We start from the raw sequence: 17,769 nt of genomic DNA, 5'->3' as shown, positions 1-17,769 counted from the left end.
TTCAAGGGTCATGCCAGTTCAGTGCGACCTCAATGGCTGGTGGCCGCCCGGATGCGGGCTCGTCTCGCAAGCCAACGACGGGGTCGAGGGCGCCATCACATCCATCTTCGCGAATGTCCTTCAGAACATTGCCTCTTGGATGTGGGCGTTCATTACCGGCGCTTTCAGCGCGTCGAACGTTGACGATTCGCAGTGGACATCGATTCGTGGCCTGACGAACTGGTGGGTAATTGTGATGATGACTCCACTGGTAGTTGTGATGATCCTCCAACTGCTCTCTGGCCTGATCAGCCAGCAGCCCCGTCGCCTGGTGAGGGCGCTGGTGGGCGGTGCCGCTGCGATCCCGATGGTGGCCGTTGCCATATACCTGGTTCGTCAGCTCACCAGCGTCAGCGACTCCGCGTCGACGGCACTTCTCAATTCCATGGGGAAGGATCCCTATGTCGTGTTCATGCGGCTCTTTGGATTTGAGCGTGCACCTGCTGGCTCTGACAGGGAGTGGAACGTCATCTCGTTGGCGCCCGGTACCCAAGGCGGAGCCGCAGGTGCGGTGGTCGTCACCGCGATGGCCGTCACCGTTGTGTGGATCCTGGCATTCATTCTCATGTGCTCGATGATCTTCCGATCGTTCGCACTGGTCGTTCTTGCCGCCGTCGCCCCCGTAGCCCTAATGCTCATGCCATGGGAGAAAACGAAGGCATGGGCAAGGCGGTGGTGCGAGATTGTCGTTGCGCTGCTGCTCGCGAAACCGCTCGCTGCGACCGTGCTGGCAGTGGCAATCAAGCTCTTTGCAGATTCGACGTCGTTCGCAGGACTGGCTGCCGGCACTGTTGGGATGGTGCTAGCTTGTGGTGCGCCCCTGATGGCCCTGAGGCTCGTGAGCTTCGCCGGCGGTGAGCTGGCGGCCGCCGCACAAACTGCCGGCGGCGGGCACGTCCTGTCGCGAAGCAGCAGTATTGCTGCCCGGCAGATAAGTCGCCAGACGGGCGGTCGGCTTACGCTGGCCTCGTTGATGGGGCGTTCCTCTATGGCTCAGCCGATTCCATCGAGCCGTGCACAGTTTCCAACGCGAACGCTGCCACCTGGTATGCCACTGCCAGGGTCCACGAAGGCTACGACGCCGTCGCTGCAGTCCAGTGGAGCTGATCCTGCCTTCGACGGCGGCGGTTCAACTTCCGGTATGCCCTCTCCTCAGCCGCGGCAGACTCCTCGTTACGGCAACGGATCTGCAGATGGCCACTCACGGCCAGCAACAAAAGTGGCCGCGGCGGCGAGTCCAACGAACCCGGCTCTAGATACCGGACGGCCGAAGCCGACACACGTGCCGGATCAAAGGAATTCTGAGTTGACCATCCCCGCGACGCCAGGGCCTCCGGTCCACACGCAACCAAGTGTTGAACCCCCATCAGGTGGTAAGCCCCATGTCTGAAAGTTCACGGACGCTCGAAGCAGTCAAGTTTCCCCGGTACGAACGTCGCGGTTTGTTCATGGGGCAGAAGTGGTACCAGTTGCTGCTGCTCGCAGCCGGCGTTATTACCGCCAGTGTGGCGTCTGCCACCGGTGGGCCAGGGGGCCTGTTCACGTCCGGACCCACATGGCTGTCGCTGATACTCCTCGGTCTCCTGCAGTATTCGCGGATCCCTTACCCGGTCTGGGCGAGCCAGATCATCCTGTTTCTCTACCGGTCGGCAGTCAGACAGACTCGGTTCCTGGCACGCCCCGAAAGCGCACTTCTTGCCGGGCGGCTCGTGCTGCCGGGCGGGCTGGGAAATCTGGAGCTTCGGCGTACAGCTAAAGGCGAGTGCTTCCTCGTGGATCCCCATGGCAGGGAAGCGATAGCGGTGCTGCGGTGCAGCACAAGGTCCTTTGCGCTCCTCGACGCCGATGACAAGGCCTGGGCTGTACAAGCATGGTCGCGCGTGCAGGCGGGTATGGCACAGAGATCAAGCATTGCGAGAATCGCCGTCCAGGACTACACGGTTCCCTACCCTTCGACGGCCCTGCGTGACTTCTACGACCGCAACGTCCCACGGAGGGCCGATGCCGTTAGCGGGCTGACGTGGGGTGAACGGGCGTATCAGGACTTGATAGCCGCCGCCGGTTCCGCCATGAGCCACGAGCTGCTGGTCGCAGTTGTCGTGGACACGGCAAAGGCCCGGCGTCGAATCAGGGAATCAGGTGGCGGCATGGCAGGTCTCGAGCGAGTGCTGCGACTGGAAGTCGAGGCAATGACCACTGCTCTGGGAACGCACAGCGTGAAGGTAGATGAGTGGCTCCCTGAGGACGGCATCCTCGACGTCGTTCGCGGTGCTTTTGATCCGGCCGCGGTTGCAGGGCTGGGCAGGGAAGCGAGGACAGTCTTCCCAACAGCCGTGTCAGCACGCCCACCGGATTCCGATCCCGAACCGCCCGGCCTGGCCGCGGGGCCAATGGCGATCGAGGAACGCTGGACGTATTTACAGACCGACTCGGGCTTTCATCAAACTTTCTGGATTGCAGAGTGGCCGCGGCAAAAAGTGTTCCCCGGATTCCTCCATCCGCTGATCTATGTGGGCGACTTCCGCCATACCGTGACCCAAGTGATCCGAAGCGTGCCCACAGTGGAGGCTCTGAGGGACATCCGCTCCGCCCAGGAGGCTCATGAAACTAGACGCCGGATCAACACGCGCTTCGACAGGCCACTCACGCGCGAGCAAAGAGCCGAGGAAGAGGAAGTGGCTCAAAGAGAGGAAGAGATCGTGGCCGGACACGGCGATGTGCGCCCGGCTGCCTACGTGACCATATCGGCTGCCACACTCGACGACCTGGCGCGGCACCGGCAGGAACTGGAATCAGCCGCCGCAGGAGCCTTCGTTGAACTGCGTCTGCTGGCCGGGCAGCAATGGGCGGCTTTCGTCGCCGGGGGACTTCCATTCGGAAGGGGATTGCGATGACGCGAACTAGCCACTCAATTCGATACATGCCGTCAGGTAACCGCCAGCAGCGGAAGGAGGGACGTCGGCAAGACGTCACCACCGACCGTCAACGGTGGGTGTCAGCCGGGTATCGGCTCGCAGAACTAGTCAAAGAACGGCTGGATAGGCCGCGGCTTAGCGGTGACTGGGGGAGTCGGGCGCCGAATACGTTGCGCGGCCCACACCGTCTGCGGCCGGCGCCACACCGTGCTTCGACGATGACGTTTGCAGCAGCGTATCCGTTCATCACCGAATCAGGTCTGGGGCACGAAGGCACGTATATCGGGACCGACGTCTTCGGCTCTGGAGCCTTCTCCTATGATCCGTGGATTTTGTACGACAAGGGCGTTATTAGCGGCCCATCGATCGTTGTCATCGGGACGGTCGGCACGGGTAAGTCCATGTGTGGAAAGTCATTGGTGGCCCGATCGATCACGCTGGGGCGTAAAGCAGCAGTCGCTTCTGACCCCAAAGGCGAATGGGCCGCCGTTGCCAACGCAGTTGGCGGCAAAGTCATCTCGGTGGGCCCCGGACGTTCCGCACGCGTCAACCCTCTGGATGCCGGACCCAGACCCAGTGCCCTGACCGAAACACAATGGCAAGCTGTGGTGCGTCAACGACGCCGTCATTTGCTGGTGGCCTTAGTCTCCCTCATGCGGCAGGGCACGCCGCTGCGTCCGGTCGAGCACACCGCCTTGGACATGGCGCTAATGGAGACTGTTGCCCAGAATTCGAACCCAACGCTGCCCATGGTCCTGGACCACGTACTGAACCCGTCGAAGGAGACAATAGGGCTTGTCGGCAAAGATGGCGGTCTGGCCGTCGGCCACTCATTGCGGCGCACCGTCTCCGGCGACTTGGAGGGCATGTTTGACGCTCCCTCGACCGTAGCCTTCGATGCAGACGCGCCCATGATGGTGATGGATACGTCGGCCCTGATCGGTGCGTCCGAACAGGCCCTGTCCCTCGCCGCGGCGTGCGGCGCCACCTGGCTCGAGGCGGCGGTTACCAATCCCGACGGCGGCAAGCGGCTCGTGGTTTACGACGAAGGCTGGCGCATGCTGGCCGACCCTTACATGCTGGCCAAAATGAGCGAGCAATGGCGGTTGGCGCGCACTTACGGGATCGCGAATCTGCTCATCATGCACAAGGTGGCGGACCTCAACGAGATTGGCGATAGCACTAGCGGGCATCGCCAAAAGGCCCTTGGTTTGCTTACCGAGGCAGACACCCGGATCATCTACCGGCAAAAGCACGACGCCATGCGCCTTACCAAAGATGCCCTCGGGCTAACCGCGGCCGAGTGCGAGCATGTGGAGAACCTCCCCAAAGGAGTCGGGCTCTGGAAAGTCGGGAACCGGTCCTTCATCGTTGCCAATCGGGTCACGACGGATGAGCTGGAAGTTTTCGGCACCGACGCGCGGATGGTTCCATGAGCGCGCGGGCAGCAAGCAACAATCCGCTGGTTAGCGCCGGACTCATCGCCGCAGCGGGTTACGTGTGTCTCTGCTTTCTTATTCAAGGCGCGGCCCACGCCCTGGTGGCCTGGCGCTGCGGAGGTAGTCCGCCGTCGCCGTTTAATCCGGCAGCCGCCGTCGGGCTCCTCGCCGGCCGCACTGACTGGATCATCCGCGAACCGCCTGGTTGCTCGATTGGGATCGGCAGTGTCTGGTGGGTTGTTGGTCCGGTGCTTCTGCTGCTCGTTGCGCTCGCAGTGGGCGCCGTTTTGTTCTGGCGGACGTGGAAGCAATCGGGTGCCTGGCTGCGCCTGGACATCCTGAACCGGGACGGCGTCGCCCGACGCACGGAGATACTGCGTGACTTCGGTGCCAGGGCAGTCAAGCGGCGAGGAAAGTTCACCAGGCCTGGGCTGACAAAGCCCACTATCCAGGATGTGTCATGGACGCTCGGCCGCTCCCGCGGCGTCACAGTTCATGTCTCCACCGAGGAGTCCATGGTCATCCAGGGCGCGCCCCGTTCCGGTAAAGGCCTCTACGTGGTCATCAATGCCATCCTCGACGCGCCCGGGGCTGTGGTTACGACGTCGACGCGTGCGGACAACCTGGTTGTCACCATGGGAGCCCGCGCCACCGGCGGAAGACCGGTGACCGTGTTCGATCCGCAGGGAATGTCCGGATTGCCCTCCACCCTACGGTGGTCTCCCGTCCGCGGCTGTGAGGACCCGGACATCGCGACCCGACGGGCGCTGGTCATCACAGCAGACACCGAAATGAAGGGCGAGAACGCGGCGTGGCAAAAGCGCTCGCTGATAGTCCTGCAGTGCCTGCTTCATGCTGCGGCGTTGTCTGGAGAAGGCGTCCGCGCCTTTCGTCGCTGGTCCTCCAGCCCGGTACTGGCGCGGGAAGCTTTGGACGTGCTCGGTCGTCATCAGGCCGCCCTGGGGTGGCAGGCGGACTTGATGGGGATCCTGGAGGATGATCCCCGGAACACGTCCAATTCCTGGATTGGGGTCTCGGCCGCGGTAGCGCCTCTCTCCTCACCCAAAGTGCTGGCTGCCTTGAACCCCCAGGACGAATCCGAGGAGTTTGACCCCAAGACATTCATCCGGGACCGAGGGACCCTGTATCTGATCGGCACTCGGGCGGGAGCCGCTGCCGCTGGGCCATATCTTTCCGCTCTGATCGACGACATCGACAACGCAGCCCGTGAAATGGCCTTTGTGTCGCCGGGGGGACGGCTTGATCCGCCCTTGTCACTCATCCTCGACGAGATTGCCAACTTGGCTCCTTGGCCAGGCCTGCCTGTCGCCCTCTCTGATGGTGGCGGTATCGGCATCTCCACCCTTGTTGTCTTACAGTCCCTCTCTCAGGCGCGCAGCGGGTGGTCCATTGATGAGGCAGCCACGATCTGGGACTCGGCCATTATCAAGGTGATCTTCGGCGGCGGTTCCGACGAGCGCGACCTTCGCTCTCTTGCCGGGCTGCTGGGGGAGCGGAGCCTGACTCTGAATACCCGGTCCTGGTCGGCTCAGGGCCGCCAAGACGGCGAGCAGATCCGGGAGAGTCCTGTCATCCGGTTGGATGAGATCCGCCGGCTGCCGGTAGGCACAGCGCTCATGCTCGGGCGCCGCACCAGGCCGATCCTCTTGGATCTGCGCGAATGGCACAAGCGCAAAGATGCGGCAGAACTTGGTCGCTCCAAGGCGGAGCTCGAACGCGCGTTAATTGCCGGCCACAGATTGCGTCAGGAAATCACGAAAGAGCTGGAATGATGCACAGCTACGACGACGGCGAACAGTTTGAAATCCCGTCAGTTGGAGAGAACGACGACGAGCTGACTGCGCAGCTTTTCCGATCTGCATTCAGACCTCCCGGCGGCGCGTCCGGTGTCACGTATCGCTGGCGGGACATGGACCCGCAGCAGGCGGAAAGCGCCTGGCGTGCATTGGGCGCGTGGGTCAGGTGGTTCGTTGCCACGTACCAGCTCACGACGTCGGTGGTACCCGAATGTTGGTGGCGGCATCCCGAGATTGTGGCCGAGCTTTATGCGCTGCAAAGGGCAGAATTGGCGTCGTATGCCGCTGACGATCCAGGCTTCGGGCCGTTGGCCTTTCACGAAAGGCTCCCGCACGCCGTCGAACGTCTCCGGATCCACACCCGGACCGCCGGCTGCGTCGGCCTGCAGGCACACAAGGAACCCGCGCTGAGAATCCTGACGTCGGAGGACCCGGCGTTTCTCGAGTGGCAGGTGGAACACCACCAAGTCGTCGCCGATTTCTGAAGTCATGCTGTTCTGCCGTCGCAAGACATGAATAAGCATCTGCAACCTAATCTGGCGGACCCCAAGAAGCACGAAGGGTGGCTGTCGTGGCCCCTGCAACCGAAGACAAATCTCTTTCCGCGGCGACTGACGCTGCGCCGCACCTCCACGCGCCCGGCAATTCGCGCATGACGCCCGAGGAACGGATTACAGCACTCACGGACGGACTCCACACGATTCTGGCAAAGGCAGTTGAGTCGCCGGCACACTGGCAGGTGCTCCTTGATGCCTCGGCCACTTTGTGGCGGTACTCGGGTGGCAACGTCGCCTTGCTGATGATGCAGATGGCCCAACGCGGCACGGAAGAGCCCACGCTAGTAGCCGGGTACAAGGAGTGGGAACGTCACGGGCGTACCGTCCTGCGCGGGGAGCACGCGCTGTGGGTGATTGCGCCTCGGACTGCGCGGATGAATGAGATTACTCTGCCCGACGGTACGCGGCAGCGCATACCGGTTGGCCAGAGAGTCCCGGCCAATGCGGTCGAAGACGGCAAGAAGACTGTAATTACCGGCTGGCGCGGCCAGGCTGTTTTCGACGTGTCTCAAACCGAGGGAACTCCACTGTTGGTGCCACGGGCCGGGGCCGAGTCTGCGCCAGATGCATCGGAGCTCTGGCATTCCCTCGCGGAAGTCGCGAGGAGGCACGGGTTCGATCTTAACGTGACCAATGCCCAGTACGGGCTGACCAGTGGATTCACGGACTTCGCCAGCCGGAGTGTCCAAGTTGGAGCGTGGTTGAACGACGAGGAGCGCGCCGCAGTCCTTGCCCACGAGCTGGGGCACGTTCTGCTCCACGGACCGAACGACGACGTGGGCCGGCTCTACGGTAGCAGCGCCGACCATCGTGGCCTGGCGGAAGTTGAGGCCGAGTCCGTTGCCTACACCGTGCTTCGGGCCCACGGAATTGACCGCGGCCCGCAGTCTGCCTCGTACTTGGCCGGATGGGCTGACGCCGTCATTGGGGCGGAGTCCGATGCCCGGGCCCAAGATGCCGGCAGCAAACTTCCAGCGTCGCGCGTGGACATTGCCAAGTCGGTCCTAGGTCGCGTCACCGCAGCTTCCAAAGGCATCCTCGAAATCACCCATCCACCTGGATTTGGAGGGAAGATCGCTGCCGCTGATGCAGACCCGCGGGTCAGCCAGCCGGCGGCGTATGCAGGAGTGGAAGGGCCGGCTACATCGGCTGACGGACCTGTGATGGCCGGACCCTGAAAGTGGCGGCTTTTATCTGTTCGACGGGAGAGTCCCGTTGGCTATAGAAAGGACAGGAATTATGAGCACCAAAATCCCGATCAGCATCGCTGGCAACCTCGTCGCCAACCCCGAACTCACATACGGGGAATCCGGTGTGCCCCATGCGAAGCTTCGAGTCGCCGTGAACCAGCGCATCCAGGGTCCGGACGGTAGCTGGCATGATGGCGAACCGGTCTTCCACAATGTCTCTGCCTTCCGGGCATTGGCAGAGAACGCTGCGAATTCATTGAAGAAGGGGGACCCCGTCACCGTTGCCGGCGAGCTTGAATTCCGCGGGTACGAGAAGGATGGGGAGCGGCGCGAGGCGCGACGCATCGTTGCGGACACGATCGGACCGGATCTGCGGTTTGGTACTGCCGCTTATCAGCGGTCGTCGCACACTGCGGTCGCTGGGGCTGATGCTCAGGTTGAGGCTGGCGTCCAGGCATCAGCTGCGGTGGAGGTGGTGTCTGCGCCGGCCTACAGCGTTTCGACGAAGAACCCGGTGGTGGTGCCCCCTTTCGCGCCGGCGCAGGGGAATGAGATGACCTTCTGAACGGCGCTTCTTACCGACATCGTGATCGTGCTCGACCCATGACGTTCTCACGAGAGACTCCATGAGGAGAGTTTTCGTCAGAACGTCATCGGCTCCGAGGGCGGAGGTCCGCGCTGCAAAGCACGCGCCTAATTCTTGCTGGCATAGCTGGAGGTCTTCTGGCCGGATTAGATTGCCTGTCTAACGTTGCCCCGTATCCCCAGGTTAAGGTTCGGGGGAAAAGCAAGGCCCCGCTTTTGGGCGGGGCCTTGCTTGGTGCTACTCAGAGGTCACGATGGCAGGTGCCGGTCTCTGGCTGGTAGGCCTTCGTGAACGGATGAGGATGGTCAGGAGAACCCCAGGAGAACTGTTGTTCGTCATCGTCTGGAAGGTCCGCGGAAGGGCCCTCCCGGAACGCGGTTACTGTCCGCCCCGTCCCGCGCGATTCCTCGCCGGTACGTCCAGAACATACCGCTGTCCCGGTTTGGGAGTGGGCGGCAGGGGTTCATTGATCACAACGGTGCGCTGCTGTCCCGTATCCCCTCCGCGAGGGCCAACGATGGAGTAAAGGCCCGATGCCGGAGCATCCTGCCCGGGTTTGAGTGAGTCGGTCAAAGCGGTCTCCTCCTCAGGAGATAGTTTGGCCTCGACTCTCCGAGGGACACGCCGGTGACTTGCGCCGGACGGTCCCGTTGGATGTAAGCTCGTGTAATCCCAGCCAAGGATACGAAGAGCCTCAGTCGATAGCCCCGAACCTCAGGAACGGGATTGTCCCTGGGGCTTTCTTCATGCCCCGAAGGACTAATGTCGATACTACATGTAGTGCACGACCCCCGGCGGGACCCCAAGATGATGTATTACAAGTATGTCATTTAATGCACCTTTAATCCACAGGCACGGTCTCTCAAAATGTCCGGAATTCCGGCTTTTTCGAGGACGAAATCCACACCCTGTGGAGTACTTAGCCACAATTAAACGCCAGCGTGTCGTCTCAAAGACGGCGTGTCGCGGGTGCCATTTGATCCCTCAAAGGCACCCTTCAGGAGACGAAAAGGGTGCCTCGAGGAATCGTAATATTCCTAACTAGTGGCGCTAATCACACGGCGCTGAGTGGCAATCCAATTCACCACAATGTTGTAACGGGTTCCGATATTCGCATTATCGGAGGTCTGCATCTTTAGGGTGAGCTGAGCTTCCGTTGTGCCGTTGACGTAGAACGTCGGAAGGGATGCGCGGCCCGCCACGTTGGCGGCGTCCTGGACCGTAATGACGGGAGGCAGGGTAAGGCCAACTGGAAGCATGACTGTCTGGGTTACGGAGGCCACGCCGGCACCGATGCCTTGCATTCCCTGACCGGCATCGATTTTATAACGGAGCTTGCTCAATGCGGCTTCTACGGACCCCGCCTGAGGCTGCATGACAAGAGGGATAGCTACTCACTTGTTCGGCGGCGGCGGCGAACTCACCGCGGTCGGCCCATGGTCATTCGAGCTCCCGCTGGTAGATACCGACTTCCTGATGAGCGTCAGCCGTAGCGACGGCGTCACCACTAATCTCTCGGAGATCGATGACACCATTATCGTCCTGGAGTGCGACACGCCGCAGACGAACGGGACGCTGGGCAACGAGCGCCAGTAGGCAGTTGACGAGTGCGCGTTTCACGGGTTGGCGACAGCAAGTAGCTTGCGGTCGCACCGTGGGCGGCCCGCGCGAGTGAAGCCCCGTAGATGACGGCTGATGGGACCAGGCATTGAGGCGAAGGCCCACAGTGGCGCCGTCATGGTTCAAATCCTTCCGGAACAATGGCTACGATGACAGTCGTCTCATCGTCCTTCTGTTCAACTGGGGAAAAATGAATACTTCACGGATTGTCCTTGGAACCGCGCTTCTGGCTCTCGCCCTCGTTTCGTGTTCCTCGCCGCAGCCCCAGGCGGCGCCCAACGTGTCCGTTGCCCCCGCGGGGAGTCCAAGCCCTACGCCGACGCCGACTGCCACGCGCAACGAAAACGACCGCGGGCAGCTCATCAAGAAGATCGGCGAAGCGGCGACGCTCATGACCGACCCAGAAAGTGATGTCCCGACGATGACTTTCAAGGTCACGTCAATCAAGCCGATCACGTGTGATGCACCGTACGCGACGCCACCGAAGGGGACCGCCCTTGCGGTGTCCCTTCAGGTTGCCACCACAGCCAAGTTCTCCGGGCCGCTGTCGGTCAATTCGCAGCCGGGCCTGATCAGCTTCGGGCCGCACTACTGGAAAGGCTATGCCGCCAACGGCACCCGGATGAACGCTATCGACTCCTCAATTGACCACAGCTGCCTCGCCGACGACACCCAGCTCCTGCCCGACTACATCGGCAAAGGAGAAAAGCTGAACGGCCTAGTCATTTTGGACGTCACCACTCCCGCCGGAGAAGTCGCTTTCGACCCAGATGGATCCGGCGGATGGGTGTGGAAGTACCCGGCGTAACTACCCGCAGAGCGCAGGGCCGGGTCCCAGCCGCCCGTATGATCGCCCAAACTTTCTCTAGTCCGCGCGGGCTGACCTGCCACGTTCCGCTGGTGTTGGCTGTACCGGGCGTAGATGCCCATGTCCAGTACCGCTGCCTGCCAAACCCAGTGTTCCGGCTGCGAAACGCGGCGGAGGGGTACCATCTCCAGTGTTCGCAAGGGAGCGGCTGATGCGGTGAACATCATCTGCACCGTCAACTGCTGGTAGACGACAACAGAGCAAGTAGCTGTCCTCATCTCATGTTAAGGCCGTGCTTTCCGAAGTGGCCGGGCCGCTTTGTTGGTGCCCAGGCAAGACATCTCGGGGCTTGGATGTAGTAGGTTTGCGGCCATGGTGCGCCTGGCCCCACTTGGTCGGGGTCTGGCGAAATCAGTAAGACGGATCCGGGCCAGATAGGTTCTGGCAGAGCTTCGATCCATGCTTGCTGTACGTGGTTGAAGCGATTCCAATTGATGGTGATCCAGGATCCGGTTGGCTCGAGGGCATCGACGCTGACCACGGTGACTTCCGTCGTCGTACGGTGGGTTCGCTTCGCGTCGTCGAATTGGTTCCACTTTTCCCTAGCCGCAGTCATCCATGCCGTATGCCGGCGCGAGCGGACCAACCAGACCCAGCCCAGAACAACGACCGCCACGAGCGCGGCAAGATCTCCAAGCAAGAAGGGGCCGCTCAAAGGCGAACTCGTAGCAATGGCGACAGCAAAATAGGCAACAAAAATCAAGACCGCCGCGCTGGCCAGAGTCAGAGCGGGTGTCGCAACCTTCGGTTTGATGACTGGATTTGAGTTCATAGGCTGCCCTGTCGCCCTCAGTTTAGAGCTGCCAACCGACATTGATAAGGCCGGCTTCCGGGGCGAGCGGCTCGTCAATCCACATTTCAGGCTGCCGCTGGGTGACGGACGACACGGCGAGCTGGTCAATGAAGCTGTGAATGCTATCGAACTGCGATTGCTTTTCCCATTCGTATTCCGCCGGGACGGGTCCCAACGGAACCGGCGAATCTTCGATGCCCCAGCTGTCCCTATAGATAGCAGCCAGGCGAATCACCCGGGTTGCGTCGTCCGGATGGACGTCAGGGTCCAGCATCTCGAGGAGGTTCTGTTTCCATTCGCCATCCGCCATCAGCGCCTCGATAGTGACTTGGCCTGCCCTTTGCTGCACCCGCTCCTTTACTTGGGAGATCATGTCGGCGAGGTCGGTACGGTCGGTGTGGATGGCCTCAGCCAGTGGGTCAGGCGCGTCGGAGCGCATCTGGGGCAAGAACCTACGGAGCCGGGAGTGAAGGACCGCCACGGGATCTCGCGAAGCCTTCGGGGTTGCCAATGCATCTGCTGCGAGCCGTTGGGCGCTATGACGGCTGGTGGATGCCGACCTGCGCCAAGCTGCGACAGCCGCACCCCACGCTGGAGATTGTTGGAACTCGCCAACTCTTCCGGGTGCGTGACTTTCGAGGAACGCGGTCAGATCTTCGGCGGCTGCGATTTGGGCAAGATAGTCGAACTCCGCGCTGAGCCGTTCCAAGCTGTCTCGTTTGGAAAGTTCCGCTTCGCGGACCTCGTGGGCAGTCCGTTCGGCTCCCTCGGCGGCCAGGACCTCGCTCAAAATTTCCCGCCATGACGATTGCAGGGAGGGATCCAAAGGCTCGTGTTCAAGCGGATCGCTCTCGCCGACATACGCGTAGTTGCCGACACGTCCGCGCGTCATACTCACGTACAGAAGTTCACGGGTAAGCCGGCCAGGCGTTACGACAGTGTGGCCGGTATCCACGGTGATGCCCTGAGAGCGGTGGGCAGTCGTCGCATATCCCAGCTCGACGGAGGACTCAACATAGGCGCGGTCCAGGGTGACGGCAACGCCGGTATCCCGGCGGATTGCACAAAGGGATCCGTCGCGACTCCGTGTACGGACGACGTCGAGCATGGTTCCGTTCCGGATATAGGCGCCGTTGCCATCAGTGACGGACCGGTCATTGCGGCGAGCAATGATGATGTCCCCTCGGCCGGCACGCAGACCGTCACTCAGGGCTACTGTCTGTTCTGCATCGACGGTCCCTTGGACTACGCGGTCTGCCTGGGCACGTTCATTGAGCATGCCGACAGTGTCATTGTCGGGGGCAATGAGGACGGACGTCTTTCCGGCGAGAACATCGGTATGCCAGTTCAGATAGGCCTCGTCGACCATGTCGAGATAGGATCCGTGCCGAATCCGTTGGTGTAGGTCATAGTCGGCGATGGCAGCAAAGTCGCCAGCGCGCAGTTTCAGAGAGCTGCGTTGTTCCCAGGCCTGCTCGAACCGCCAAATGGTGCTTAGCCGGGCCGTTTTTCCTTGGCGATCGAGCCAGCCGAGGATCCCTCCGGCATCAACGGCGTCCAGTTGGGCTGGATCACCCACGAGAAGGACTTTGGCACCAGCGTCTTTGGCCTGGCGTACAAGTGCGGACAGCTGAAGCGTGGACACCATGGACGCTTCGTCGACGACGATGAGCTGGTTGGGGTGGAACTGCCACTTGTCCTGCTCTGCAGCCAGCCAGGCGGCCCGTTGCACCAAACGGGTTGCTCGCGGGCTGGTCGCAGCCGCGTTGTCACGGAGGCGTTGCTCCGCATCGAAAAACTGGAGCGCCCGGTTGCCGGCTCCCTGACCGACGGCTTCATATAGCCACTTGGTAACGTTCTCCGTGGTCATTGCCAGCTCGCGGCCAAGAACCTCTGCGCTCGCGGCTGCCGGTGCCAGCCCAATCACGCTGTCACTTCCGAATTCTGCTTCCCAAGCAGCCTTGACCGCGCTGAGCGCGGTGGTCTTGCCGGTGCCCGCGGGCCCGACGATGGCGTCAAGCCGATTGCCGGTTACCAAGACCTTGGCTGCAGCCGCGCGTTGGTCGTTGTGGAGCTCAAGGCTGCCGCGGTGTTTGTAGTTGGCGAGTGAGTCCATAGCGACGGCGTCGCGCACGGCCGGACCGCCGTCGTCGTTCCTGGCTTCCATGATGGCGTCCTCACTGGCGAGGATCGCCGCGTCAGTGTAGAGGCGGGACCCATGGAAGTCGAAGATGCTTTTGTTCGCGTAGCGGAGGTCAGGCTGCGCATCGGCGGGCACACCGTAGCGGTAGGTGTTCAAGGGGACGGATTGGGCTTCGGCTGCGGAGGCGACGGCGTCGATCAGAGCGTTGCGGTCCTCTGGCGTACGGCAGCGGATTTCGGCGCAGACACGTTCAGCTTCTGCCAGCAGGTTCCACCGGTTCCAAGTCGCCCGCTTGGTGGCGACGCGCTCGCGGGTAAGGGACGCGACGGCACCGATCCAGGTCGCGGTGAAGTCGCATGCCCGGAACGGGCTGGCGTGCGAGCGTCGGATGGTCGACGCGAGAACCAGGTCCGGTTCAAATCCCTTGGCGACGGCGCGCTCCTGCCACTGAGCGGAGAGCTCGTGGAGCGGCGCGATCGCTTCCGCTTTAGGAGTGCGCGTCGAGAGTGTTGCCTGCTGTCGGAGCTTGACGGTAGTCGTTGCACTTGGTGGGGTACCGCGCTCCCGGGTCCATTCGGCCACGAGACGGTCGGTTTCGAGGTCGATGAGACGGGAGCGGTTGGAGAATTCGCGGATCAGTGCGTCGTCGACGCCGGTGAGCTGTTGGCTGGGATTGCGTGTCTTCGTGGCCGGTGTGCGGATGTCCGTATCAGTGCCGAGCTGGCGTTGGAGAGCATCGAAGAGTAGGCCGTTGTAGTGCTCGCTGGCCGCAACAGTCGCCTTGTAGAGGGTCCGGGAATCCAGCGTGACCCAAGCGCCGTCGCTGATGCGCTGGACGCGGTTGGCAATGACCAGATGCGTGTGGAGTTGTGGATCTCCGGCGCGCGACTCCCAGTGGTCAAAGGCTGCGGCGATGGCGCCACGGGTGCCGAGATGGGCGACGCCGTTTCGCCCTGCGCGAGTGTGGATGACAAAGTCCTCGAGCCATTTCAGGGTTGCCTCAGCGGCTTCATGGTGGGTCTGCAAGATTTGGTCCTGAACGGCGCGGGGGCTGATCGCCCAGAGGACCGACACGGACTTTGGGACGCTGAAGGTCAGGTCGAAACCGGCGACGGCTTGGCGGGTGGATGCCTGGCCCTGGCTGTTTTGGACGAGCGTCGGCTGGCCATGGGGCCGGCCGAGATGGGTGCCCGTGTCTGGATGGACGGCGAGGTCGAAAATGGCTTTGGCGTCGGTTTCCGTGACCGCGTCCCCGATTGTGCGGTTGATGCCGTCGAGGCCGGAGCCGACCCAGCGACCCGGAGGCGTTCCCGATTTCATGTAGTACGTGGTGGCATCCGGGGGAGCGATGGTCAGGTCGTCCATCATGGTGGTCTTGAACAGGTATTTCAGGCCGGCCTGCGCAGACAGCCGGGCGATGGACATGGTCATAGCCGTCGTGCTCCGGCTGGGCGCCTGGAAGGTATCCACCCTCGACGGCGGAGAAGGTCTCTCGTTGTGGCGTCCAGTGGGAGGCCTTTTGCTTGTGCGAGGGCGACGAGTCTGGCAGCGACGTGGGCAAGATCCTGGACATTGATTCGCTGAGCCCGTTTCAGGCGAGCGACTTCCGCTTGGAGGAGGTTTACGCGTGCCTGTTGCTCGGTGTTCTCTGCCTCGAGGCGGTCAAGATCCGACGACTGGGCTCGCAGCCTTGTTGATAGAGCATCGATGGTCTGTTGGCAGCGCTTAGTTGTCGCATCGAGTTGTTCTCTCGTGGCGCGTAGTTCCGCGGTGGATTCGGCAGCGCGCTCAGCATTTGAAGCGGTTGGACTTTCGGCGCTGGAGTTTTCTTTGCCTCGGAGGGACTTTGCCCGAGTCCGATTCCGACGGCGGCGGTCGCGCTGCCTGTCGGCGCAGCGAGTCGAACAGAACCGCTGCGTCTTGCGAGACGGTTCGAAGCCCACTTGGCATTCCTCGCAAATCTTCCTGATCACGATCGTTCATCAACGCCACTTCCGACCGCAACATGACCGGCCGTGAGTCCCATCTCACGGTGGCGACCTTGGATGCCAGAGGTGTGAAGGGTTGGGGACGCTCCGAGCCGTTGAGGCTGCTGCGGAGTCGAACGGCTATTGGACGAGGCGCTAAGCGACAGATGTGGCGGCCATTACAACCGGCGGTGAATCGGGCGATGGATGTAGCTGTGGGCCTTAGCCGGGCTAATATGAGCGGCTGCGTGGTTAGCCGCTTTGGGGTGGCCCCCACGGAATTCATGCCAGGTCCGCAAACGGTATGTTCAGCTGATGCGACAGGGCATTCAAACTCGGAAGCACCGGCGCATAGGCGACCGCTGGTTGAACGGCCGTACGGGCGTTGGCGGGTTGAGCCGGCAGAGGCTGTACCCGCCCTCGTTGTGGTGCCGGTGCGAACCATGTCGGCGCGGTATCTGTCAGACGATGAGCGGGTGTTCATTGCCGCACCATGGAGCACATGAAGGCGGTTCCGAGGCCCAGGCCCATGACCTCCCCTGCTGCTGCATCGATATTGCCTGCGTTGCATAATCCTCGCATATCAGGGGGCAATGCGGCAGTCTGAGTGAAGACAAGCCCGCCATACCATCGTGATCTGCTTATTGAAGACTCGTCCTCGCCCGCTTCGAGAAGCTAGTAGATGCGGTTTGCGGTCACTGTGGAATCGAATGCCCTGTTCGCGCCCTGGCCTAAGACTTTCGTGACCCTACTGTTCGCATCGAACGTCACATCCACTGCGACGAGGTCGTTGTCACGGCAAGTCATCTCCCCGCTCAACTCGGATCCTGAACCGGATGAATACCCAGCTGTAGTCAGCCTGCACCCCTCTAAAGCGAACATCACACCCTTGTAGTGGAACGAAACACTTGGGGATACGATCTCCATGGCCGTGCCGTTGCCGCCGCGACTGAGTGCGGATACTAGTTTGGTGGCAAGCTGGGACTGAATGTTGTTGACGGGTGAGAGCTCGGGAACTGTCGGGACCGGCTGGCGTGCCATCGTCGTCGGGGTCACTTGGTGGTGGGGCGGGAACTGCTGGCCGGAGCTAGGAAAACAGCCGCTGCCACCAGGGCGACCGCCGCTGCGAGAGGCCCGCCCACTGCCATCGCCGCGATCCGCCATATCGGAGTGGGCCTCTCCCCAAACGGTGCCGCTATTGATGACTGCTTGCGCCTGCTCCTGCTGGGCAATGAGGAGGAAACGGCCCCGCCTGGAGTAAGTGGGGATGTCGGGGCCGGGTACCCTTCCCGTGCTGGGGCCACTGCAGGGAGCTGCGGCGCGCCAAGTCGTGCCTCCTGTGCGTAGTCGGACTGGATGCTGCTGATGGCTTCGGCATATCGGAGAACCGCCATGGTGCGTGCCGCGGCGCATCGGTTATAGGCAGCGGCGATGTCAGGAGTCAGGGTGGCCAGAATGGCGGAGTAGCCGCGATCCAGTGCGGCCAGCTCTGCGTTGCGGCGGGCGACGGATTCCTTGAGCCGCTCCGCGAATTCGGCGTGCAGCGCGGCAGGGTCGTTCTCGGTCATTTCTCCCCCATATGCTTTGTCTTTAGCGTCGATGGTAGCTGCCGAAAGCCAATTCAGCGGTTTGTCGGATTGGTTCCGGTGGACCGCTCTCCAGCCTCGATAGTCAAAGCCACCGACATCATGCGCTCCATCCTGTGCCGGCAGCTTCCTCCCAGGTCTCCAGAGACGGTGACGGCAAAGGAACTCCAGAGCTTCTAAACCCACCCGGCCACGTCTCCTGCGCATTTTTTTGTGCAGGAGACTTCTGAACCAAATGAAGCTTTGTGC

13 protein-coding genes are annotated in these 17,769 nt (G+C 62.0%); 9 read left to right on the top strand and 4 right to left on the bottom strand.

Annotated elements, in window-relative coordinates; translation table 11 throughout:
• Positions 1 to 10 precede the first annotated feature (10 nt).
• The 7 genes from ASG92_RS05920 to ASG92_RS05890 all read left to right on the top strand — a co-directional run bounded on the left by ASG92_RS05920 (position 11) and on the right by ASG92_RS05890 (position 8,522).
• Positions 11 to 1,429, top strand: coding sequence for a type IV secretion system protein (locus ASG92_RS05920; protein WP_056625814.1), 1,419 nt, complete (start codon positions 11 to 13; stop codon positions 1,427 to 1,429).
• Complete coding sequence (locus tag ASG92_RS05915; RefSeq protein WP_157372119.1) at positions 1,422 to 2,933, top strand: SCO6880 family protein; 1,512 nt, start codon at positions 1,422 to 1,424, stop codon at positions 2,931 to 2,933. Before ASG92_RS05920 ends, ASG92_RS05915 begins: the two co-directional genes overlap by 8 nt.
• 239 nt (positions 2,934 to 3,172) lie before the next feature.
• A complete protein-coding gene (locus ASG92_RS05910) occupies positions 3,173 to 4,390 on the top strand; it encodes an ATP-binding protein (protein WP_157372118.1) in 1,218 nt (405 codons plus the stop codon).
• Complete coding sequence (locus ASG92_RS05905; protein WP_056625806.1) at positions 4,387 to 6,186, top strand: type IV secretory system conjugative DNA transfer family protein; 1,800 nt, start codon at positions 4,387 to 4,389, stop codon at positions 6,184 to 6,186. The genes ASG92_RS05910 and ASG92_RS05905 overlap by 4 nt, the downstream gene beginning before the upstream one ends.
• Positions 6,183 to 6,695, top strand: a complete 513-nt coding sequence (locus ASG92_RS05900) for a hypothetical protein (protein WP_056625804.1) — start codon at positions 6,183 to 6,185, stop codon at positions 6,693 to 6,695. The genes ASG92_RS05905 and ASG92_RS05900 overlap by 4 nt, the downstream gene beginning before the upstream one ends.
• 86 nt (positions 6,696 to 6,781) lie before the next feature.
• Positions 6,782 to 7,945 (top strand): ArdC-like ssDNA-binding domain-containing protein, encoded by a 1,164-nt coding sequence (locus ASG92_RS05895; protein WP_157372117.1) that lies wholly within the window; start codon positions 6,782 to 6,784, stop codon positions 7,943 to 7,945.
• A gap of 61 nt (positions 7,946 to 8,006) precedes the next feature.
• On the top strand, positions 8,007 to 8,522 hold the full coding sequence (locus ASG92_RS05890) for a single-stranded DNA-binding protein (protein ID WP_056625795.1): 516 nt from the start codon (positions 8,007 to 8,009) through the stop codon (positions 8,520 to 8,522).
• A 1,058-nt stretch (positions 8,523 to 9,580) separates the two neighbouring features.
• On the opposite strand, the gene ASG92_RS05885 is transcribed toward ASG92_RS05890, so the two are convergent.
• Positions 9,581 to 9,886 (bottom strand): hypothetical protein, encoded by a 306-nt coding sequence (locus ASG92_RS05885; protein WP_157372116.1) that lies wholly within the window; start codon positions 9,884 to 9,886, stop codon positions 9,581 to 9,583.
• Positions 9,887 to 9,917: 31 nt separating this feature from the next.
• Here ASG92_RS05885 and ASG92_RS05880 point away from each other — a divergent pair, with 31 nt between their 5' ends.
• Together ASG92_RS05880 and ASG92_RS05875 are read left to right on the top strand one after the other, a co-directional pair.
• Positions 9,918 to 10,139 carry a hypothetical protein gene (locus ASG92_RS05880; protein WP_056625790.1) on the top strand — a complete coding sequence of 74 codons (222 nt, stop codon included), beginning with the start codon at positions 9,918 to 9,920 and terminating at the stop codon, positions 10,137 to 10,139.
• 304 nt (positions 10,140 to 10,443) lie between these two features.
• Positions 10,444 to 10,971, top strand: coding sequence for a hypothetical protein (locus tag ASG92_RS05875; protein WP_157372115.1), 528 nt, complete (start codon positions 10,444 to 10,446; stop codon positions 10,969 to 10,971).
• Between the two features lie 274 nt (positions 10,972 to 11,245).
• Here ASG92_RS05875 and ASG92_RS28145 read toward each other — a convergent pair whose 3' ends face one another.
• From ASG92_RS28145 to ASG92_RS05865, 3 genes are all read right to left on the bottom strand, one after another.
• The gene (locus ASG92_RS28145; protein WP_157372114.1) at positions 11,246 to 11,803 is read right to left on the bottom strand and encodes a hypothetical protein; all 558 of its coding nucleotides are present in this window, start codon (positions 11,801 to 11,803) and stop codon (positions 11,246 to 11,248) included.
• Between the two features lie 22 nt (positions 11,804 to 11,825).
• Complete coding sequence (gene mobF, locus ASG92_RS05870) at positions 11,826 to 15,392, bottom strand: MobF family relaxase (protein ID WP_240987027.1); 3,567 nt, start codon at positions 15,390 to 15,392, stop codon at positions 11,826 to 11,828.
• A 1,594-nt stretch (positions 15,393 to 16,986) separates the two neighbouring features.
• Positions 16,987 to 17,502, bottom strand: coding sequence for a hypothetical protein (locus ASG92_RS05865; RefSeq protein WP_056625782.1), 516 nt, complete (start codon positions 17,500 to 17,502; stop codon positions 16,987 to 16,989).
• Positions 17,503 to 17,769 lie beyond the last annotated feature (267 nt).

The organism is Arthrobacter sp. Soil736, from assembly GCF_001428005.1.
Lineage (GTDB): Bacteria > Actinomycetota > Actinomycetes > Actinomycetales > Micrococcaceae > Arthrobacter.
The sequence above is the reverse complement of the archived record's forward strand: the minus strand, read 5'-3'. Positions and strand labels throughout refer to the sequence as shown.

Excerpts from the sequence above, each read along its gene's own strand:
- ASG92_RS05915 (WP_157372119.1), top strand. The coding sequence starts at position 1,422 with ATGTCTGAAAGTTCACGGACGCTCGAAGCAGTCAAGTTTCCCCGGTAC.
- ASG92_RS28145 (WP_157372114.1), bottom strand. The coding sequence starts at position 11,803 with ATGAACTCAAATCCAGTCATCAAACCGAAGGTTGCGACACCCGCTCTG.
- ASG92_RS05880 (WP_056625790.1), top strand. The coding sequence starts at position 9,918 with ATGACAAGAGGGATAGCTACTCACTTGTTCGGCGGCGGCGGCGAACTC.
- ASG92_RS05910 (WP_157372118.1), top strand. The coding sequence starts at position 3,173 with ATGACGTTTGCAGCAGCGTATCCGTTCATCACCGAATCAGGTCTGGGG.
- ASG92_RS05905 (WP_056625806.1), top strand. The coding sequence starts at position 4,387 with ATGAGCGCGCGGGCAGCAAGCAACAATCCGCTGGTTAGCGCCGGACTC.
- ASG92_RS05865 (WP_056625782.1), bottom strand. The coding sequence starts at position 17,502 with ATGACCGAGAACGACCCTGCCGCGCTGCACGCCGAATTCGCGGAGCGG.
- ASG92_RS05890 (WP_056625795.1), top strand. The coding sequence starts at position 8,007 with ATGAGCACCAAAATCCCGATCAGCATCGCTGGCAACCTCGTCGCCAAC.
- mobF (WP_240987027.1), bottom strand. The coding sequence starts at position 15,392 with ATGTCCATCGCCCGGCTGTCTGCGCAGGCCGGCCTGAAATACCTGTTC.
- ASG92_RS05900 (WP_056625804.1), top strand. The coding sequence starts at position 6,183 with ATGATGCACAGCTACGACGACGGCGAACAGTTTGAAATCCCGTCAGTT.
- ASG92_RS05920 (WP_056625814.1), top strand. The coding sequence starts at position 11 with ATGCCAGTTCAGTGCGACCTCAATGGCTGGTGGCCGCCCGGATGCGGG.